Raw genomic sequence first — 19655 nt, 5'->3', positions numbered from 1 at the left:
TAGGGGGCACCACAATGGATTTGCGTTTTACTGAAGAGCAGTTGATGATGCGAAATATGGTCCGTGATTTTGCAAAAGAAGAAATTACTCCTTTTATCGAGCGGATGGAACAAGGGGAGTTTCCAAGAGAAATATTAAAGAAGATGGCAGATCTGGGCTTAATGGGGATTACCGCTCCTGAAAAATACGGCGGATCTGAAATGGACTTTACTTCCTACATCATCGCGATTCACGAATTGTCGAAAGCGAGTGCGGTGATCGGCGTGATTCTTTCAGTGCATACTTCAGTCGGCACAAATCCGATCTTGAATTTTGGGACAGAAGAACAGATTCAAAAATATATTCCGAAACTGGCGTCAGGTGACTATTTGGGTGCTTTCGCACTGACTGAGCCTTCAGCTGGATCGGATGCAGGAAGCTTGAAAACAAAAGCGGTCTTGAATGGCGATCATTACATTCTGAACGGTTCGAAAGTATTTATTACCAATGGCGGTGAAGCTGATACATATATTGTGTTCGCTTCAACAAAACCGGAAGCGGGAACACGCGGGATTTCTGCTTTTATCGTAGAAAAAGATTTTCCGGGTTTAATCGTCGGCAAAGATGAAAAGAAAATGGGGCTTCACGGTTCGAGAACAGTGCAGTTGACCTTCGACAACCTGAAAGTGCCGGTTGAAAATCTGCTCGGCAAAGAAAACAAAGGCTTCAGCATAGCGATGGCGAACTTAAATGTCGGCCGTATCGGCATAGCCGCACAAGCTTTAGGGATTGCAGAAGCAGCTTACGAATATGCGGTGGCTTATGCAAAAGAACGTCAGCAATTCGGAAAATCGATTGCGGACAACCAAGGCATCGGCTTTAAACTGGCGGACATGGCCACGCAAGTGGAAGCGGCAAAACTGCTCGTTTACAACGCAGCCGACTTATACGCCAGAGGCAAAGACTGCAATAAAGAAGCTTCAATCGCGAAGCTGTTCGCTTCAAAAGCAGCAATGGACAACGCCATCGAAGCCGTCCAAGTATTCGGCGGCTACGGCTATACAGAAGATTACCCGGTCGAGCGTCTGTTCCGCGATGCAAAAATCACCGAAATCTACGAAGGCACGAGTGAAATACAGCGAATCGTTATTAGTAAACAACTATTAAAATAATTGGAGGAATGGGACAATGAATTTTCAATTAAGCGAAGAACATGAAATGATCCGCAAAATGGTACGCGATTTTGCAAACAATGAAGTGGCACCGACTGCTGAAGAACGCGACGAAGAAGAGCGTTTTGACCGCGAAATTTTCGATAAAATGGCGGAACTGGGACTGACAGGAATTCCTTGGCCAGAAGAATACGGTGGAATCGGCTCGGATTATTTGGCATATTGTATTGCTGTTGAAGAGTTGTCCCGTGTCTGCGCATCAACTGGCGTAACGCTTTCCGCCCATACTTCACTTGCTGGCTGGCCGGTATACACATTCGGCACAGAAGAGCAGAAACAGAACTACCTGCGCCCGATGGCTGAAGGAACAAAAATCGGCGCATACGGCTTGACTGAGCCGCAATCAGGTTCTGACGCTGGCGGAATGAAAACAAACGCTAAAGAAGACGGCGACCATTACATTTTAAACGGTTCGAAAATCTTCATTACAAACGGCGGCATTGCCGATATCTATATTGTTTTTGCGGTAACTGACCCGAATTCAAAACATAAAGGCACAACTGCTTTTATTGTTGAAAAAGATTTTGAAGGCTTCTCAGTTGGCAAGAAAGAGAAAAAACTCGGCATTCGTTCAAGTCCGACAACTGAAATCATTTTCGATAATTGCCGCGTACCAAAAGAAAACATGCTGGGTGAATTGGGCCAAGGCTTTAAAATTGCGATGCAGACGCTTGACGGCGGCCGTAATGGCATCGCAGCCCAAGCAGTCGGCATTGCTCAAGGCGCTTTGGATGCATCCGTAAATTATGCGAAAGAACGCGAGCAATTCGGTAAGCCGATTGCGGCAAACCAAGGCATTTCGTTCAAACTGGCAGATATGGCGACTTCAATCGAAGCGTCACGTTTGTTGACTTATCAGGCGGCATGGCTTGAATCGAACAAACTGTCCTATAGCAAAGAATCGGCGATGGCGAAATTGATGGCTGGTGATACCGCGATGAAAGTAACGGTTGAAGCGGTTCAAGTTTTCGGCGGCTACGGCTATACGAAAGATTATCCGGTTGAGCGTTTTATGCGCGATGCGAAAATCACGCAAATTTATGAAGGCACTCAGGAAATCCAGCGTTTGGTCATTTCCCGGATGGTCACTAAGTAACTGGAGGGATTCGCCCATGAACAAAAAGCGTGAAGTACAGTCCTCCGTAAAAGACGAAAGCCTGATTGAAAAGCGCCGTGCGCAGATGATCCGGGGTGCTGTTACGCTTTTTAAAGAAAAGGGCTTTCACCGGACAACCACACGGGAAATCGCTAAAGCTTCGGGCTTCAGCATCGGAACTTTATATGAATATATCCGGACGAAAGAGGATGTCCTGTACTTGGTTTGTGACTCGATTTACGATGAAGTCCATGCAAGACTCGACGCGATTGATATTCAAAAAGGGTCGCTGGAAGTGCTGATAACGGCACTCGAACATTATTACGGCTTGATTGACGATATGCAGGATGAATTTGTGGTCATGTACCAGGAATCGAAATCATTGCCGAAAGACGCGCTGCAATATGTGCTGAAGAAAGAGATTGAAATGGTTTCTTTATTTGAGCGTCTGCTTGCAGAATGCGCCGCAAGCGGTGAAATCAAACTGACGCCGAAAGAAATCAAACTGGCGGCCCATCATTTATTCGTACAGGGGCAGATGTGGGCGTTCCGGCGCTGGGCATTGCGGGATTTCACCATTCAGGAATTCACCAAGCTTCAAACTCAATTTCTGCTGCAGGGGATGGCAGGAGAAAAAATCACGATACAGGGGGCTTAATATAAAATGGCGATTTTACAAGAAGAAACAAAGTACAAGCCGAAAAATCATGTCCGTTTTGTAACCGCATCAAGTCTTTTTGACGGCCATGATGCATCGATCAATATCATGCGCCGGATTTTGCAGGCAGCTGGAGCAGAAGTAATTCATCTTGGACACAACCGCTCAGTGGAAGAAGTCGTCAATGCGGCGATTCAGGAAGATGTCCAGGGCATCTGTATTTCCTCATATCAAGGCGGACACATGGAATACTTCAAGTACATGCACGATTTGCTGGAGGAAAGAGGAGCGGGATACATCCGGATCTACGGCGGAGGCGGAGGCGTTATTTTGCCTCGCGAAATCCAGGAACTGGAAGAGTACGGCATCGCCGGCATTTTTTCTCCTGAAGACGGACGGAAATTAGGGCTTGAAGGAATGATCCAGGAAATCGTCAAAGAATGCGATTTTTCAACTGTAAAAGAAGACTTGTCTTTTGAAGGAGTTTCTGCAGACCATCCGGTGGCCTTGGCAAATCTGATTACCGCTGCTGAAGAAGCGCATACCCGCGAAATTGATACGGATGACTTGCTTCAAGCGGTTCGTGCACAAACGAAAAATACGCCAGTCCTTGGAATTACAGGGACAGGCGGCGCCGGGAAGAGTTCGCTGACAGACGAGCTGATCCGCCGTTTCCTATCAGAGCTGCCTGATAAGAAAATCGCGATTTTATCAATCGACCCGACAAAGCAAAAGACCGGCGGCGCATTATTGGGCGACCGCATCCGCATGAATGCGATCTTCAATAAACGTGTTTTCATGAGGAGCTTAGCGACACGCGGCTCAAGAACGGAAATTTCAGGCGCTTTAGGCGACGTTTTAGATGTGGTAAAAGCGGCAGGGTTCGATTTGATTATTGTGGAAACCAGCGGAATCGGGCAAGGAGACGCAGAAATTGCTAATTTCGCGGACGTATCGATGTACGTCATGACAAGCGAATTCGGTGCACCGACACAACTTGAAAAAATCGACATGATTGATTACGCAGATTTGATTGTCATCAATAAATTCGAACGCAAAGGCTCGGAAGACGCGCTTCGGCAAGTTCAGAAACAGTACCAGCGCAGCCATTTATTATGGGATAAAGAACTTGATGCGATGCCGGTATTCGGTACAATCGCCAGCCAGTTTAATGACAAAGGCACCAATTCCCTGTTTGCGGCTTTGGTTCACACAGTAAATGAGAAATGCAATACTGAATGGACCACAAGTTATGATCAGTTTATCAAAACGCAAAAAGAAAACTTGATCATTCCAAATGACCGCCGCTACTATTTGCGGGAGATTACGGACACTGTGCGCAGCTACCACGCGAAAGCGAAAGAGCAATCTGCGTTAGCACGCCGTTTGTTCCAATTAGAAGGAGCAATCGAAGCGGTAAAAGAAAAAGCGCCGGATGATGCCTTAGTAGCGTCACTTCAATCATTGGCTTATGGCGTCCGCGATGAGTTGACAGCTGAATCAAAACGAATTCTGGAAAACTGGAAAGCGCTGAAAGAAGCTTATGCCGGCGATGAATTCGTCACCACGGTACGAGACAAAGAAATCCGGACGATTTTGCGGACAGAAAGCCTTTCTGGCTTAAAAATCCCGAAAGTTATCTTGCCGAAATTTGAAGATTACGGTGAAATCCTTAAATGGGTCTACCTGGAAAACGTTCCTGGTTCATTCCCTTATACAGCCGGGGTATTCCCGTTCAAACGCGAAGGGGAAGATCCGAAGCGCCAGTTCGCAGGAGAAGGAACGCCGGAACGGACGAATAAACGCTTCCATTATCTGTCGAAAGACGACGATGCGAAACGCTTATCAACAGCGTTCGACTCCGTGACGCTTTACGGGGAAGACCCGGATCACCGCCCGGACATTTACGGGAAAGTCGGGGAATCAGGCGTGTCGATTTGTACGCTTGATGACATGAAGAAACTGTATGACGGCTTTGACCTTTGCGCACCTTCTACGTCGGTATCGATGACAATCAACGGACCAGCGCCGATTATCCTGGCGATGTTCATGAACACGGCCATCGACCAGCAAGTGAAAATCAACGAAGAAAAATTCGGCCGTCCGTTGACGCTCGAAGAGTTCACAGAAGTACGCGAGTCGACGCTTCAAGTTGTGCGTGGAACGGTGCAGGCAGATATCTTGAAGGAAGACCAAGGGCAAAACACGTGCATCTTCTCGACGGAATTTGCGCTTCGCATGATGGGCGATATCCAGCAATACTTTATCGACCACAAAGTGCGCAATTATTACTCCGTATCGATTTCGGGCTACCATATCGCGGAAGCGGGAGCGAACCCGATTTCACAGCTCGCGTTCACTTTGTCGAACGGCTTCACCTATGTGGAATATTATTTGAGCCGCGGCATGAACATCGATGACTTTGCCCCGAACTTGTCGTTCTTCTTCTCGAACGGCCTGGATCCGGAATATACAGTGATTGGCCGCGTGGCACGCCGCATCTGGGCAGTGGTTATGCGCGATAAATACGGCGCCAACGATCGCAGCCAAAAACTGAAATACCATGTCCAAACGTCTGGCCGCAGCTTGCATGCCCAGGAAATCGACTTTAACGATATCCGGACGACTCTGCAGGCATTGATGGCGCTTCAGGATAACTGCAACTCGCTTCACACTAACGCTTACGATGAAGCAATCACAACGCCGACAGAAGAATCAGTGCGCCGCGCGATGGCTATTCAGATGATCATCACAAAAGAGCATGGCTTATCGAAAAACGAAAATCCATTGCAAGGCGCATTCATTGTCGAAGAGCTGACACAATTGGTGGAAGACGCAGTGCTGACGGAATTTGACCGGATCAATGACCGCGGCGGCGTTTTGGGTGCAATGGAAACCCAGTACCAGCGCGGCAAGATCCAGGAAGAATCGATGTTCTATGAAATGAAGAAACATACAGGCGAATTGCCGATTATTGGAGTCAACACATACTTGAACCCGAATCCGCAAAGTGACGCAGACATCAATGCGATGGAAATCGCACGTGCCACAACTGAAGAAAAAGAAACACAAATCGCCAATTTGCGCGCTTTCCAGGAACGCAACGCATCAGATGAAGCATTGGCTCATTTGAAACACGTAGCGAAATCGGGCGGCAACATCTTCGGAGAATTGATGGAAACCGTAAAAGTCGCAAGCCTCGGCCAAATCACCACAGCTTTATACGAAGTAGGCGGACAATATAGAAGAAACATGTAATTCTAGTGGATAATGAACGAAAAAGCCGTGTGTGGATCTTCCACACACGGCTTTTTATCTGGAAATGGGAATAATAAGCGATATTTTTGTGGAAATGGCTTTAGAGAGAAGTGGAAAGGATTTTTATTTGCGTTCGTGGCTCGTTTATTTGCGCTTAAAAAGTTTTATTTGCGTTCGGACCCTGTTTATTTGCGTTCAGCCAAATCTATGGTTCATTTCAAACTTTTGGTGATGTAAATCTGAAAATCAAAACCCCGGTGAGTCGCTTTGAACGGAAGTTTTCTGTATAATAGAAGAAAGTTCAATGTAGCCACAGCGAAGGATGATACTCTATGTCTAAATACATCCATTACATAATCATCATCCTCTGCATCGTACTTACTTTATTTCTGTACAATAAAGCACTTGCATCAATTCCTTTTTTGATCCTGTCGTTTTATTTGTTTTATTTTGGCTGGACACAGCTTACTGACAGAAAAAAGAAAACACGGTAGCGGAGTGCACCTACTTTGTATATAATGAATAAAGTTGAAGATAGAAGAAGGGACGTGCACAGATTGAATATCCGTGAATTATCACAAGACGAATTAGTGGAAGAGTCGTTTGTCGACTTAGCCTATGCAATTTTAGAAGAAACACATGAAACTAAAACTTACTCGGAGATTGTTTCAGCAATTGAAGCATTACTCGGTTTATCGAATGAAGATATGAAAGCGCGCCTTGTTCAGTTTTACACAGACATGAACATTGATGGCCGATTCTTGATACTGGGAGAAAACCGCTGGGGACTTCGTGAATGGTATCCAGTAGAGCAAATTGAAGAAGAATCCGCACCAACGGTTAAAGCACGCAAGAAGAAAACGAAAGTATCCAGCGATGAGGACTTTGATGACATGGATCTTGAACTCGAAGATGAATTGGAATTTGACGACTTTGATGAAGTGGATGACGAAGACGACGATGAAGATGATGAAGTATTGGTCATTCCGCCAGTCGAAGACGAAGAAGTGGAAGTCATTGATTTCGATGTGGATGTAGATGACGATGACGATGATGAGGTAGACGTGGATGTATTGGTCGAAGACCTGGACGGCAACATTATCGATGATGAAGAAGAAGAGGACGACTTAGAAGACGACCTTAAGTAGTCTGAACAATTTTTTACCTTGACTTATGCGATTAGACTGGATAAGATTTTATTGGGCTCCTTAAAATAGGAGAGATGAATCGTAAAGTTTACGCGCTCCCTCTGCACAGTGCAGGCGGGGCGCTTTTTATTTTTTTAAATTGAAGGAGGAAACAAGCATGACAAAGTATATTTTTGTAACTGGAGGCGTTGTGTCGTCTTTAGGCAAAGGAATCACAGCAGCATCATTAGGCCGTTTATTGAAAAACAGAGGATTGAACGTTACCATCCAGAAATTTGACCCATACATCAATATTGACCCAGGCACGATGAGTCCATATCAGCACGGAGAGGTTTTCGTAACAGACGACGGTGCGGAAACGGATTTGGATCTTGGCCATTATGAACGTTTTATCGACATCAATTTGAACAAATACTCTAACGTAACGACAGGGAAAGTTTACTCCACTGTCATTAAAAAAGAGCGCCGCGGCGACTATTTGGGTGGAACTGTCCAAGTCATTCCGCATATCACAAATGAAATCAAAGACCGCTTGCTGCGCGCTGCGAAATCAGCAAAAGCAGACGTAGTCATCACTGAAATCGGCGGAACTGTCGGCGACATCGAATCCCTTCCATTCCTTGAAGCTATCCGTCAAATGCGTTCAGACCTTGGCCGCGATGAAGTCATGTACATCCACTGTACACTGATCCCTTACCTTGGCGCTGCCAAAGAAATGAAAACAAAACCGACTCAGCACAGCGTAAAAGAACTGCGCAGCCTTGGAATTCAGCCTAACCTGATTGTTGTCCGCACAGAGCACCCTGTACCTCAAGACATGAAAGATAAAATTGCTTTGTTCTGCGACATCAAAGCGGAAGAAGTCATTGAATCGCGCGATGTTGACGTAATTTACGAAATGCCGCTTCGTTTGAAAGAGCAGCATATGGATCAAATCGTTCTTGACCATTTTGGGATTGAAGCTCCGGAAGCCGATATGACAGAATGGACGGCTCTTGTAGAAAAAGTTCAATCCTTATCCAAAAAAGTGCGTATTGGTTTAGTCGGAAAATACGTTGAATTGCAAGATGCTTACATCTCTGTTGTTGAAGCATTGAAACATGCTGGATTTGCATACGATGCCGACATCGAAGTGAATTGGATCAACGCTGAATACATCAATGAAGAAAATGTTGCTGAGCAATTAGGGAACTGCGACGGCATCCTGGTTCCTGGTGGGTTTGGAGACCGCGGTGTCGAAGGGAAAATTGTTGCAACGAAATATGCCCGTGAAAACAACGTTCCGTTTTTCGGAATCTGCTTGGGCATGCAATTGGCTTCTGTTGAGTTTGCACGCAGCGTCATGAATTTTGAAGACGCGCATTCTTCTGAACTGAACCCGAAAACGTCTTATCCGGTCATCGATTTGCTGCCAGAACAAAAAGATGTTGAAGATTTGGGCGGAACACTTCGTCTAGGATTGTACCCTGCTAAATTGGAAATCGGTTCAAAAGCATACGAAGCGTATGGTGAAGAGCTGGTTTATGAACGCCATCGCCACCGTTATGAATTTAATAATGAATACCGTGAGCAATTTGAAGCAGCTGGCTTTAAATTCTCAGGCACTAGCCCGGATGGCCGTTTGGTTGAAATTATTGAGCTTGCTGACCACCCTTGGTTTGTGGCTTGCCAATTCCACCCAGAATTCATTTCACGCCCGAACCGCCCACAGCCTCTATTCAGAGAGTTTGTCCATGCTTCATTGAAAAATGCAGAAGTGCCGGTTTAATCTTAATTAAAATTTTTAAACCCATGAATTGCAGTTGGAGAATAAAAAATAAATAAACACGTTGAAAAACCTTCCTGCTTTTTTATTGCAGGAAGGTTTTTCTTTTGGATGTAGCTTTGATTCATCAAGCGGAGGTGAATTTTAAATCACCTAAAATTTTTAGGTCAGTTTGACTGTCGAGGAATTTCTATGCTCTTCCATCATTTCGCTCCAGGGCGGCCGCTTTCCGCGGGCACGGCTTCAGCCGCTTCCTTCGCTGCGCTCAGTCCAGGGTCTTCAGCTCGCGCTGTCCCGCTGGAGTCGCCGCCTTTCGCTGCATTCAACTTCCCTTTATCACCTTTAGAGACTCTCTAAAATAGTGACTGTTTGAGAAAATCTTCTCTATGCTTGTGCCTGTTCTCAAGATATGGAACCAAATAGCGAAGGAAATCGTACTGTCTCTGCAAACGGTTTGCTAGAACTTCATTACTCAGCCAGCATTTCATCGATGGCCATTTTGACTGCATGATAAACAAATAACGCGCCCATTGCATGGGGCACCACGGTCCGGCTGCCGTCTTCTGCCGGCAGCAAGCCTTTGTCGATTTTTAATGAAATAAAGGCATCCGCTTCCATTTCATTATTACGATTCTCTGCCGTTAGCATAGCAAATGGCAGGTGGGCATCATTTAATCGTCCAGCGAGTTCGTCGCCTTCCTTGTTTTTCGCAAGGATCCATACACGGTCGGCGCTAGTAATAACGCTGTCTGGCTGCCACCGGGCACAGCTTTGGAGAGGTTCAACTCCTTCAGCTGCACTGGCAGCCACTGCTTTCATTTCACCGAATGCGGCAATGAAGATAGTTCCTTCGCCGATGGCTGCTTGGGCAAGAACACGAGCTGTATCTTCAATCGCTTCTTCTTGCTGTGCAATCCGCTGAAATAAGCCGCTTAATTGGGTTGTTAACATTTTCATTTCTTTCACCTCATAAACAGATTATAGCAGAAGGCGTTGCGATGTAGAAAAGAGGGCCATTGTCTAGTAGAATGAAAAGGTACGCTGAAGCTGGAAAAAAGAAGGGAATGGCTCCTCTTGAAAACGATATTGATCGTAGATGACCAGATGGGCATCCGACTTTTATTAAATGAAGTATTTAAAAAGGAAGGCTTCCATACCTTAATGGCTGCAAACGGCAAAGAAGCCATACAAAAAGCGATGGAAACACAGCCGAATCTGGTATTGTTGGATATGAGAATGCCGGGAATGGATGGCATTGAAATTTTGAAAAGCTTAAAGGAATTACAAAAAGAGATACATGTGATCATGATGACGGCATATGGTGAACTCGATTTGATCGAAGAATCGATTGACAGCGGAGCAGCCCGTTATTTCACGAAACCATTTGATGTATTTGAAATACGCGATGCTGTAAAGCAATTGTTAAGAGACTGATACACACGAAAGTAGCGAAAGCATGCTGTTTTTGGTATAGTAAAAAGGATATTTGGGTAATATACAGCTGAGGAGGAATTTTGTAATGCCGTTAGTTTCAATGAAAGAAATGATGATAAAAGGGAAACAAGAAGGTTATGCAATCGGACAATTTAACTTAAATAATCTTGAGTTTACTCAAGCGATTTTACAGGCAGCACAAGAAGAAAATTCTCCTGTCATTTTAGGGGTATCTGAAGGTGCAGCTCGTTATATGGGCGGATTCACTACAGTGGTACATATGGTGAAGGGCTTAATGCACGATTACAAAATTACAGTTCCCGTGGCTATTCATCTAGACCACGGCTCCAGCTTTAAAAAATGTAAAGAAGCTATCGATGCTGGATTCACTTCTGTCATGATCGATGCATCTCATCACCCATTTGAAGAAAATATTGAAATCACAAAACAAGTTGTGGAATATGCACATAAACATAATGTATCCGTGGAAGCGGAATTAGGAACCGTCGGCGGACAAGAAGACGACATTATTGCAGATGGCGTAATTTATGCAGACCCTCAAGAATGCAAGCAATTGGTTGAAGAAACTGGCATTGATTGCCTGGCGCCGGCTCTTGGGTCTGTCCACGGACCATATAAAGGCGAACCGAACTTAGGCTTTGAAGAGATGGAAGAAATTTCTCAGCTTTGTGATGTCCCGCTTGTATTGCACGGAGGAACAGGAATTCCGGTAAAAGATATTCAGCGTTCGGTTTCTTTAGGAACAGCGAAAATCAATGTCAATACGGAAAGCCAGATTGCTTCAGCGAAAGCGGTCCGAGAAGTGTTGAATAATGATGCGGATGTTTACGATCCACGTAAATATATGGGGCCAGCCCGTGAAGCGATCAAAGCGACTGTCATTGGGAAAATGCGTGAATTCGGCAGCTCAGGAAAAGCTTAATAACATACAATACTGGATGAAAGAGAGAAGCGTCCGAAGGGTCTCTTCTCTTTTTCCCAGATAACTAGGAGGAAAAGAAGATGAAATTTTTTATTGATACAGCAAACTTTGAAGAGATTAAAGAAGCACACTCATGGGGAATCCTTTCAGGGGTAACGACAAACCCTTCTCTAGTGGCGAAAGAAAAAAATGTTTCTTTCCACGACCGTTTAAAAGAAATTGCAGCACTTGTTGATGGCTCAATCAGCGGGGAAGTTATCGCACTTGACGCAGAAGGCATGATCAAAGAAGGCCGTGAATTGGCTGCTTTGGCACCTAACATTACTGTGAAATTGCCAATGACGCCGGACGGTTTGAAAGCTTGTTCAGTTCTTGCAGCAGAAGGCACAAAAGTCAACGTAACATTGATTTTCAGTGCAAACCAAGCACTTCTTGCAGCACGTGCAGGCGCATCTTACGTTTCTCCTTTCCTTGGCCGTTTGGATGATATCGGACACAATGGCATGGACTTGATCGCGACAATCGCTGACATTTTTGCTATCCATGACATCAAAACAGAAATCATTGCAGCTTCCATCCGCCATCCGCAGCACGTAACAGAAGCAGCACTGAATGGAGCGCATATCGGTACAATGCCGATCAAAGTAATGCAGCAAATGTTCAAGCACCCATTAACTGACAAAGGAATCGAAGCATTCTTGGCAGACTGGGAAAAACGTTCTATTGAAGAAGAAGTAAAATAAAACTATATATTGAAATGAAAAATTAACCTTTTACATGCCGCTCCGGCCGCTTTGGGCAGAGCTCCCGCAAGAAGACAGGAAGACCGCCTGTCTTCTTGCTTTGCTTAACCCGTGGACGCGCCTTTGGAATATCGGCAAGTGAAAATAATTAGTTTAGATAGTTGAACCAATCGGACTTTTAAGGACAGTAGATTTCCTTGAAAGCGGAAATTGTACTGTCATTTAAAGTGGGATAAAGGAGAAATTAAATCGAATGGATGTTTATAAAGTAAAAGGCGGTAAACGCTTATCCGGCACGATTAAAGTGAATGGGGCAAAAAACAGCGCAGTGGCATTGATTCCTGCGTCCATTTTAGCGAACTCACCTGTGCAAATTGAAGGCTTACCGGAAATTTCTGACGTCTGGACACTGAAAAGTATTTTAGAAGAAATCGGCGGCGAGGTGTCATTTGAAGATGGCACCATGAAAATCGATCCGACTCATATGATTGATATGCCGTTGCCAAATGGCAATGTGAAAAAACTGCGGGCTTCTTACTATATGATGGGTGCTATGCTTGGCCGTTTTAAACATGCGGCAATCGGGCTGCCGGGCGGATGCTTTTTAGGGCCTCGTCCGATTGACCAGCACATCAAAGGTTTTGAAGCGCTCGGCGCAAAAGTGACGAACGAACATGGCGCCATTTATTTGCGTGCGGATGAACTTCGCGGTGCGAAAATCTACCTGGATGTTGTCAGCGTAGGAGCGACTATCAATATCATGCTGGCGGCAGTTCTTGCCAAAGGCCAGACAACTATTGAGAACGCTGCAAAAGAACCTGAAATTATAGATGTGGCGACGCTTCTCACAAACATGGGAGCAAAAATCAAAGGAGCGGGTACGAACGTAATCCGCATTGATGGCGTTGAAGAGCTGCACGGAACAAACCATACAATCATCCCGGACCGTATAGAAGCAGGAACATTCATGATCATGGCCGCTGCAATTGGAGATGGCGTACTGGTTGATAACGTTATTCCATTCCATATGGAAGCTTTAACAGCAAAATTGCGTGAAATGGGCGTCGATGTACAAGAAAACGAAGAATCTATTTATATTCCTAAATCGGCCTCACTTCAGGCAATTGATGTGAAGACGCTGGTATATCCAGGATTTGCAACGGATTTACAGCAGCCATTTTCAGTATTAATGACACAAGCGACGGGTTCTTCAATGATTACGGATACGATTTATTCGGCCCGTTTCAAGCATATTGATGAATTGCGCCGCATGAATGCAAGTGGACGGGTTGAAGGGCGCGCAGCGGTAATTACCGGGCCGACTCCGTTGACATCGGCAACTGTGGTGGCTTCTGATTTACGCGCAGGTGCGGCATTGGTTATTGCCGGTTTGCTTGCAGAAGGCGAAACAGAAATACGGGAAATTTATCATATCGAACGCGGATATTCGAATATTGTCAATAAGCTTCGTGGGCTTGGCGCAGATATCCGCAGAGAAACAATTGATCCGGTCACAAGTGCAAAGTCCGACCTGGGACAGAGCGCGAACTGACTTCTTTCCAGCTTGTTGATATATGCTACAATTATGAAGTATAGATTTTCAGCTGAACGGGAGGAAAAGAAACTATGGAACGAAGTTTGTCAATGGAACTTGTGCGTGTTACGGAAGCGGCAGCAATTGCTTCGGCAAAATGGATGGGCCGCGGTTTGAAGATTGAAGCGGATGACGCGGCAACTAGTGCCATGCGGAAAGTTTTTGATACAATTCCGATGCGCGGTGTGGTAGTGATTGGTGAAGGTGAAATGGATGAAGCACCAATGCTCTATATCGGAGAAGAACTCGGGACGGGCCAAGGACCGGAAGTGGATGTGGCGGTCGATCCTTTAGAAGGAACGAATATCGTAGCAGCTGGCGGCTGGAATGCGCTTGCAGTTCTTGCGATTGCTGATCGTGGCAATTTATTGAATGCACCTGATATGTATATGGATAAAATTGCAGTAGGACCTGAAGCCGTCGGTAAAATTGACATCAATGCACCAGTGATTGATAATCTTCGTGCAGTGGCGAAAGCAAAAAACAAAGATATTGAAGATGTAGTAGCAACTATCCTGGACCGCCCGCGCCACAAACACATTATTGAGCAAATTCGTGCTGCAGGAGCCCGCATTAAATTGATCAATGATGGGGACGTGGCAGGAGCGATCAATACCGCTTTTGAAAAAACCGGTGTTGATATTTTATTCGGCACAGGCGGAGCCCCTGAAGGCGTAATCGCGGCTGTTGGCTTGAAATGCTTAGGCGGCGAACTTCAAGGGAAGTTGATGCCTCAGTCAGATGAAGAAGCACAACGCTGCTTGAATATGGGCTTGGATGTCAGTAAAGTTCTTAAAATGGAAGACCTTGTAAAAGGGGACGATGCCATCTTTGCAGCAACAGGCGTTACGGACGGTGAACTGCTTCGCGGAGTTCAGCTAAAAGGCGGTTTTGCAGAAAGCCATACATTGGTAATGCGTGCGAAATCAGGCACAGTCCGTTTTGTCGAAGGGCGCCATAGCATGAAGAAAAAACCAGATCTCGTTATGCATGATTAATGATCCAACTTCAAAATTGAGTCCGGTATCTTGCCGGACTCCTTCTTTAAAGATCTTTCCAATCAAATCAACGACTGATCCTCAACATACGAAACCCTAAAAAAAGAGTAAGAGTGGTGTCCAATTAATGACAATAATAACAATTTCCGCTTTGGAAAACATGACGCTGAGAGAGCTTTATACTTTGGCGAAAGAATACAAGCTGACCAATTACAGTAAATTATCGAAAAAAGAATTGATTTTTGCTATTTTAAAAACAAGAGCAGAACAAGAAGGCTTTTTCTTTATGGAAGGCGTTCTTGAAATCATCCAATCAGAAGGTTTCGGTTTCTTGCGTCCAATCAATTACTCGCCAAGTTCACAGGACATTTATATTTCAGCTTCCCAAATCCGCCGGTTTGACTTGCGGAATGGCGATAAAGTTTCAGGAAAAGTGCGTCCGCCAAAAGAAAACGAGCGCTATTTCGGCTTATTGCAAGTAGAAGCGGTAAACGGTGAAGATCCGGAAGTCGCTAAAGAACGTGTCCATTTCCCAGGCTTGACACCACTTTATCCGGATCGTCATATCCATCTGGAAACCACACCGAAACATCTTTCTGCACGCATCATGGATTTAGTGGCGCCTGTCGGATTTGGCCAGCGCGGTTTAATCGTTGCTCCGCCAAAAGCCGGTAAAACGATGCTGTTAAAAGAAATTGCCAACTCGATTACCACAAACCATCCGGAAGCCGAGCTGATTGTTCTGCTCATTGATGAACGTCCGGAAGAAGTGACTGATATCGAGCGTTCGGTTGACGCGGATGTTGTATCTTCAACATTTGATGAAGTACCGGAAAATCATGTAAAAGTGGCAGAGCTAGTTTTAGAACGCGCAATGCGCCTTGTAGAGCATAAACGGGATGTCATCATCCTGATGGATTCCATTACACGATTGGCCCGAGCATATAATTTGGTTATTCCGCCAAGTGGCCGTACACTGTCAGGAGGAATAGACCCTGCAGCTTTCCACCGTCCAAAACGCTTTTTCGGGGCAGCCCGCAATATCGAAGAAGGCGGCAGTTTGACTATCTTAGCTACTGCTTTGGTTGATACCGGATCGCGTATGGATGAAGTGATCTACGAAGAATTTAAAGGAACCGGCAATATGGAGCTGCATTTAGACCGCAGCTTGGCAGAACGCCGCATTTTTCCAGCACTGGATATCCGCCGTTCGGGCACCAGAAAAGAAGAGTTGCTTCTTAATCCTGCTCAATTGGAGAAACTGTGGGCAATCCGCAAAACCTTCTCAGATTCACCGGATTTCGGAGAACGCTTCTTGAAAAAACTGGGCCAAACAAAGACCAATGAAGAGTTTTTCGAGCAATTGAACAATGAAATGAAGGCTCACCGCAGCAACAAAAAGATGATTTAAATAGTTGCAATATGACCTAATATTTGTTATGATATTGAGAGTGATTTAAAACAGTGCTATTGCATATACGGCCTAAAGAGCCGTGTAAGGCAATAGTAAAATAGATTATCAAACTCTGTTCCAGATGGTTCAGGGCGGGAGGAGAAAATATTATGAAAACAGGTATTCATCCAGAGTACAAACAAGCGACAGTAACTTGCTCATGTGGGAATTCTTTCACTACAGGTTCTGTAAAAGAAAACATCAACGTTGAGCTTTGCTCAGAATGTCATCCATTCTACACTGGACGTCAGAAGTTTGCTGCAGCAGATGGCCGCGTAGACCGTTTCAACAAAAAATACGGCATAAAAGAAGAAATTGCTGAGTAATTGATAAATATACCTGCTTTGCGCGAAAACGCCAAGCAGGTATTTTTTCGTTTAATAGCTGTTTAATTCGCCTTACATAGCAGGAAAAAGCAGAATTACTAACGATTTTGGGTATGAATATAATGAAAAAGCGTTTGAAAGGGGTCCCACTTATGTACGTTATGAAACAATCAGGTTGGGTAGAGCTGATCTGCGGAAGTATGTTTTCAGGAAAATCGGAGGAATTGATCCGTCGGATACGGCGCGCTCAATTTGCAAAACAAAAAATTGCGGTATTCAAACCGAAAATCGATGACCGCTATAGCGAAGAAGCGGTGGTTTCACATAATGGTACTACTGTCATTGCCTTGCCAATTGAGCATTCAAGAGAAATGTGGCAGTTCATTACAGATGAATATGATGTCATTGCCATTGATGAAGCTCAATTTTTTGATGATGAAATTATAGATAATGTCCAAAAACTGGCTGATCACGGATTCCGTGTCATTGTAGCAGGCCTGGATCAAGATTTCAGAGGACGCCCTTTTGGCCCGATGCCGACATTATTGTCCATTGCAGAACAAGTAACGAAACTTCAAGCGGTTTGCACCGTTTGCGGATCACCTGCAAGCCGGACACAGCGTTTGATTGACGGCAAGCCAGCTGGCTCTGACGACCCGACGATTTTAGTAGGCGCATCAGAAGCATACGAACCGCGCTGCCGCCATCACCACGAAGTCCCGGCCGGTGTAACGATTTCGAAATAAAGCAGTTTTGTTTGAAGAACTAACTTTTTAAACGCTTCGGCCGCTTTGGGCATGGCTCACGCAAGAAGCCAGGAAGACCACCTGTCTTCTTGCTCCGCCTAGCCCGTGGACGCGCCTGCGCTGGATACGCTTTCTAGAAAAGAGAGAATCATTGAGTTAGCTTTTTGATGGCTGCTCACTTAGATATGAAGCAAAACAGCGAAGACGCCTGCGGGATAGCGAGACAGCCGAGACCCCGCAAGGCGCGAAGCGGCTGAGGAGGCTTGGCGCTCGCCCGCGGCAAGCGTAGCTGTTTTGCGGAATATCGACTTTATCAAAAGAAAACAGAAAAAAGAGGTGATAGTGGAATGTTTGATCGATTACAAGCTGTAGAAGACCGTTATGACCGTTTAAATGAACTGTTGAGTGATCCTGAAATTGTCAGTGATACCAATAAACTTAGAGAGTATTCCAAAGAACAATCCGATTTGCAGGATACGGTGGAAGCTTACCGTGAATATAAAGAACTTACCGCTCAATTGAACGAAGCGAAAGCGATGTTTGATGATAAACTGGACCCTGAAATGCGCGAAATGGTCAAGGAAGAAGTCAATGATTTGGAAACGCAATTAACGGCGATTGAAGAACGCCTCCATATTTTATTGATACCAAAAGACCCGAATGACGACAAAAACGTCATCATGGAAGTGCGCGGAGCAGCTGGCGGAGATGAAGCGGCATTGTTTGCTGGTGACCTTTACCGCATGTACAGCAGATATGCCGAATCGAATGGCTGGAAAGTGACCATCATGGATTCCAATCCAACTGGCCTTGGTGGCTTTAAAGAATTGGTATTCATGATTACTGGAAAAGGCGCTTATTCGAAACTGAAATATGAAAACGGGGCACACCGTGTGCAACGTGTACCGGAAACTGAATCGGGCGGCCGCATCCATACGTCAACAGCGACCGTCGCTTGTTTGCCGGAAGTGGAAGAAGTTGAAGTGGAAATCCACGACAACGATATCCGAGTAGATACGTACGCTTCATCTGGAGCGGGCGGACAATCCGTTAACACGACGATGTCGGCAGTGCGATTGACGCACATTCCGACCAATACGGTCGTTACCTGCCAAGATGAAAAATCCCAAATTAAAAACAAAGCCAGTGCAATGAAAGTCCTCCGCGCACGCGTTTACGATAAATTCCAGCAGGAAGCACAAGCTGAATACGATGCAGTGCGGAAATCAGCTGTCGGAACCGGGGACCGTTCTGAACGGATCCGGACTTACAATTTCCCTCAAAACCGGGTAACGGATCATCGCATCGGGTTGACTATACAGAAACTCGACCAGATCATGCAAGGCAAGCTGGATGAAATCATCGAAGCTTTGGTTGTGGAAGAACAGTCTGCGAAAATGGAAAGTTTGAACAATGACTAAAAGCAGACGATTGTATGAGGCCCTTAACGGGGCTTCTTCTTTTTTAAAAAGCAAGGGCCGGGAAGAAGCGGTCGCGCGAATCCTGCTCCAGCATGAACTCGGTTTATCACATGCCGGCCTGCTGTCTGCCATGCGTGATGAAATGGATGAAGCGGCATTTGAGCGCTACTGGAGCAAGATTGAACAGCATGCAAAAGGAATTCCTGTTCAGCATTTGACCGGAGTCGAAGAATTTTATGGCCGGAAATTTCAGGTCAATGAAAACGTCTTAATTCCCCGGCCGGAAACTGAAGAACTGGTGGAAGAAACTTTAAGGCTGGTCAAGGAGGTTTTTCCTGATAAATATCCGTCGATTGCGGATATTGGAACAGGGAGCGGCATCATTGCGATTACGATGAAATGTGAGCTTCCTGGATCGCTTGTCACGGCGACTGATATTTCGGAAAAAGCGTTAAATATGGCCGAGCAAAATGCACATCGGCTGGAGGCGGATGTCCATTTTAAGCTTGGGGATTTAACTGAACCGATCCGTGATCAGAAATGGGATATCATTTTATCGAACCCGCCGTATATTGGCTATGAAGAAGCAAACGATCTATCTGATACTGTCCGTGATTTTGAACCGCATAACGCATTATTTGCGGATAATAACGGCTTAGCTTTATACGAAAAAATGGCCGATCAATTGCCGCATTTGCTGAATAAACCTGGGATTGTCGGCTTTGAAATTGGTTATAAACAAGGACCGGCTGTGGAAAACTTATTAAAAAAAGCTTTTCCGGAAGCAAAAGTGTATATAAAAAAAGATATCAACAATCAAGACCGCATGGTTTTTTGCATACACCATTAACTTGTTCACAA

General features: G+C 45.2%; 19 protein-coding genes. 17 read left to right on the top strand and 2 right to left on the bottom strand.

Annotation, left to right across the window (positions count from 1 at the left end; translation table 11 throughout):
• Positions 1 to 14: 14 nt before the first annotated feature.
• From ACSFXN_RS01630 to ACSFXN_RS01600, 7 genes are all read left to right on the top strand, one after another.
• Positions 15 to 1151 carry an acyl-CoA dehydrogenase gene (locus ACSFXN_RS01630; RefSeq protein ID WP_437148453.1) on the top strand — a complete coding sequence of 379 codons (1137 nt, stop codon included), beginning with the start codon at positions 15 to 17 and terminating at the stop codon, positions 1149 to 1151.
• Between the two features lie 16 nt (positions 1152 to 1167).
• The gene (locus ACSFXN_RS01625) at positions 1168 to 2307 is read left to right on the top strand and encodes an acyl-CoA dehydrogenase (protein WP_437148452.1); all 1140 of its coding nucleotides are present in this window, start codon (positions 1168 to 1170) and stop codon (positions 2305 to 2307) included.
• 16 nt (positions 2308 to 2323) lie between these two features.
• Positions 2324 to 2965, top strand: coding sequence for a TetR/AcrR family transcriptional regulator (locus ACSFXN_RS01620; protein ID WP_437148451.1), 642 nt, complete (start codon positions 2324 to 2326; stop codon positions 2963 to 2965).
• A 6-nt stretch (positions 2966 to 2971) separates the two neighbouring features.
• A complete protein-coding gene (icmF, locus tag ACSFXN_RS01615) occupies positions 2972 to 6223 on the top strand; it encodes a fused isobutyryl-CoA mutase/GTPase IcmF (RefSeq protein WP_437148450.1) in 3252 nt (1083 codons plus the stop codon).
• 332 nt (positions 6224 to 6555) lie between these two features.
• Positions 6556 to 6717: a hypothetical protein gene (locus tag ACSFXN_RS01610; RefSeq protein ID WP_437148449.1), complete on the top strand. Its 162-nt coding sequence runs from the start codon at positions 6556 to 6558 to the stop codon at positions 6715 to 6717.
• A gap of 63 nt (positions 6718 to 6780) precedes the next feature.
• Positions 6781 to 7371, top strand: coding sequence for a DNA-directed RNA polymerase subunit delta (gene rpoE, locus ACSFXN_RS01605; protein ID WP_437149143.1), 591 nt, complete (start codon positions 6781 to 6783; stop codon positions 7369 to 7371).
• 157 nt (positions 7372 to 7528) lie between these two features.
• Positions 7529 to 9139: a CTP synthase gene (locus tag ACSFXN_RS01600; protein ID WP_437148447.1), complete on the top strand. Its 1611-nt coding sequence runs from the start codon at positions 7529 to 7531 to the stop codon at positions 9137 to 9139.
• Between the two features lie 200 nt (positions 9140 to 9339).
• On the opposite strand, the gene ACSFXN_RS01595 is transcribed toward ACSFXN_RS01600, so the two are convergent.
• Together ACSFXN_RS01595 and ACSFXN_RS01590 are read right to left on the bottom strand one after the other, a co-directional pair.
• Positions 9340 to 9462: a hypothetical protein gene (locus ACSFXN_RS01595; protein ID WP_437148446.1), complete on the bottom strand. Its 123-nt coding sequence runs from the start codon at positions 9460 to 9462 to the stop codon at positions 9340 to 9342.
• Between the two features lie 142 nt (positions 9463 to 9604).
• Positions 9605 to 10093 (bottom strand): DUF2529 family protein, encoded by a 489-nt coding sequence (locus ACSFXN_RS01590; RefSeq protein ID WP_437148445.1) that lies wholly within the window; start codon positions 10091 to 10093, stop codon positions 9605 to 9607.
• 117 nt (positions 10094 to 10210) lie between these two features.
• On the opposite strand from ACSFXN_RS01590, the gene ACSFXN_RS01585 reads away from it, so the two are divergent.
• From ACSFXN_RS01585 to prmC, 10 genes are all read left to right on the top strand, one after another.
• A complete protein-coding gene (locus tag ACSFXN_RS01585) occupies positions 10211 to 10570 on the top strand; it encodes a response regulator (RefSeq protein WP_437148444.1) in 360 nt (119 codons plus the stop codon).
• A gap of 85 nt (positions 10571 to 10655) precedes the next feature.
• Positions 10656 to 11513, top strand: a complete 858-nt coding sequence (locus ACSFXN_RS01580) for a class II fructose-bisphosphate aldolase (protein ID WP_437148443.1) — start codon at positions 10656 to 10658, stop codon at positions 11511 to 11513.
• Between the two features lie 80 nt (positions 11514 to 11593).
• Entirely contained in the window at positions 11594 to 12256 is a 663-nt protein-coding gene (fsa, locus tag ACSFXN_RS01575) for a fructose-6-phosphate aldolase (protein WP_300990133.1), read from the top strand.
• Between the two features lie 253 nt (positions 12257 to 12509).
• The gene (locus ACSFXN_RS01570; protein ID WP_300990132.1) at positions 12510 to 13808 is read left to right on the top strand and encodes a UDP-N-acetylglucosamine 1-carboxyvinyltransferase; all 1299 of its coding nucleotides are present in this window, start codon (positions 12510 to 12512) and stop codon (positions 13806 to 13808) included.
• 74 nt (positions 13809 to 13882) lie between these two features.
• On the top strand, positions 13883 to 14848 hold the full coding sequence (gene glpX / locus ACSFXN_RS01565; RefSeq protein ID WP_437148441.1) for a class II fructose-bisphosphatase: 966 nt from the start codon (positions 13883 to 13885) through the stop codon (positions 14846 to 14848).
• Positions 14849 to 14975: 127 nt separating this feature from the next.
• Positions 14976 to 16259, top strand: a complete 1284-nt coding sequence (gene rho, locus ACSFXN_RS01560) for a transcription termination factor Rho (RefSeq protein WP_437148440.1) — start codon at positions 14976 to 14978, stop codon at positions 16257 to 16259.
• A 152-nt stretch (positions 16260 to 16411) separates the two neighbouring features.
• A complete protein-coding gene (gene rpmE, locus ACSFXN_RS01555) occupies positions 16412 to 16627 on the top strand; it encodes a 50S ribosomal protein L31 (RefSeq protein ID WP_300990129.1) in 216 nt (71 codons plus the stop codon).
• Positions 16628 to 16779: 152 nt separating this feature from the next.
• Positions 16780 to 17373, top strand: coding sequence for a thymidine kinase (locus ACSFXN_RS01550; protein WP_437148439.1), 594 nt, complete (start codon positions 16780 to 16782; stop codon positions 17371 to 17373).
• A 347-nt stretch (positions 17374 to 17720) separates the two neighbouring features.
• Positions 17721 to 18794 (top strand): peptide chain release factor 1, encoded by a 1074-nt coding sequence (gene prfA, locus ACSFXN_RS01545; RefSeq protein WP_437148438.1) that lies wholly within the window; start codon positions 17721 to 17723, stop codon positions 18792 to 18794.
• Entirely contained in the window at positions 18787 to 19644 is an 858-nt protein-coding gene (prmC, locus tag ACSFXN_RS01540; RefSeq protein ID WP_437148437.1) for a peptide chain release factor N(5)-glutamine methyltransferase, read from the top strand. The genes prfA and prmC overlap by 8 nt, the downstream gene beginning before the upstream one ends.
• Positions 19645 to 19655 lie beyond the last annotated feature (11 nt).

The organism is Planococcus sp. 1R117A (genome assembly GCF_051417975.1).
GTDB lineage: Bacteria > Bacillota > Bacilli > Bacillales_A > Planococcaceae > Planococcus > Planococcus shenhongbingii.
Note: the sequence above shows the minus strand (reverse complement) of the source record. Positions and strands in the feature narration are given on the sequence as shown.

Bases quoted from the DNA above. Each gene is read 5' to 3' on its own strand.
- ACSFXN_RS01600 (WP_437148447.1), top strand. From the start codon at position 7,529: ATGACAAAGTATATTTTTGTAACTGGAGGCGTTGTGTCGTCTTTAGGC.
- rho (WP_437148440.1), top strand. From the start codon at position 14,976: ATGACAATAATAACAATTTCCGCTTTGGAAAACATGACGCTGAGAGAG.
- ACSFXN_RS01550 (WP_437148439.1), top strand. From the start codon at position 16,780: ATGTACGTTATGAAACAATCAGGTTGGGTAGAGCTGATCTGCGGAAGT.
- prmC (WP_437148437.1), top strand. From the start codon at position 18,787: ATGACTAAAAGCAGACGATTGTATGAGGCCCTTAACGGGGCTTCTTCT.
- fsa (WP_300990133.1), top strand. From the start codon at position 11,594: ATGAAATTTTTTATTGATACAGCAAACTTTGAAGAGATTAAAGAAGCA.
- ACSFXN_RS01570 (WP_300990132.1), top strand. From the start codon at position 12,510: ATGGATGTTTATAAAGTAAAAGGCGGTAAACGCTTATCCGGCACGATT.
- ACSFXN_RS01610 (WP_437148449.1), top strand. From the start codon at position 6,556: ATGTCTAAATACATCCATTACATAATCATCATCCTCTGCATCGTACTT.
- ACSFXN_RS01590 (WP_437148445.1), bottom strand. From the start codon at position 10,093: ATGAAAATGTTAACAACCCAATTAAGCGGCTTATTTCAGCGGATTGCA.
- ACSFXN_RS01625 (WP_437148452.1), top strand. From the start codon at position 1,168: ATGAATTTTCAATTAAGCGAAGAACATGAAATGATCCGCAAAATGGTA.
- ACSFXN_RS01580 (WP_437148443.1), top strand. From the start codon at position 10,656: ATGCCGTTAGTTTCAATGAAAGAAATGATGATAAAAGGGAAACAAGAA.
- ACSFXN_RS01630 (WP_437148453.1), top strand. From the start codon at position 15: ATGGATTTGCGTTTTACTGAAGAGCAGTTGATGATGCGAAATATGGTC.
- glpX (WP_437148441.1), top strand. From the start codon at position 13,883: ATGGAACGAAGTTTGTCAATGGAACTTGTGCGTGTTACGGAAGCGGCA.
- rpmE (WP_300990129.1), top strand. From the start codon at position 16,412: ATGAAAACAGGTATTCATCCAGAGTACAAACAAGCGACAGTAACTTGC.
- icmF (WP_437148450.1), top strand. From the start codon at position 2,972: ATGGCGATTTTACAAGAAGAAACAAAGTACAAGCCGAAAAATCATGTC.
- prfA (WP_437148438.1), top strand. From the start codon at position 17,721: ATGTTTGATCGATTACAAGCTGTAGAAGACCGTTATGACCGTTTAAAT.
- ACSFXN_RS01620 (WP_437148451.1), top strand. From the start codon at position 2,324: ATGAACAAAAAGCGTGAAGTACAGTCCTCCGTAAAAGACGAAAGCCTG.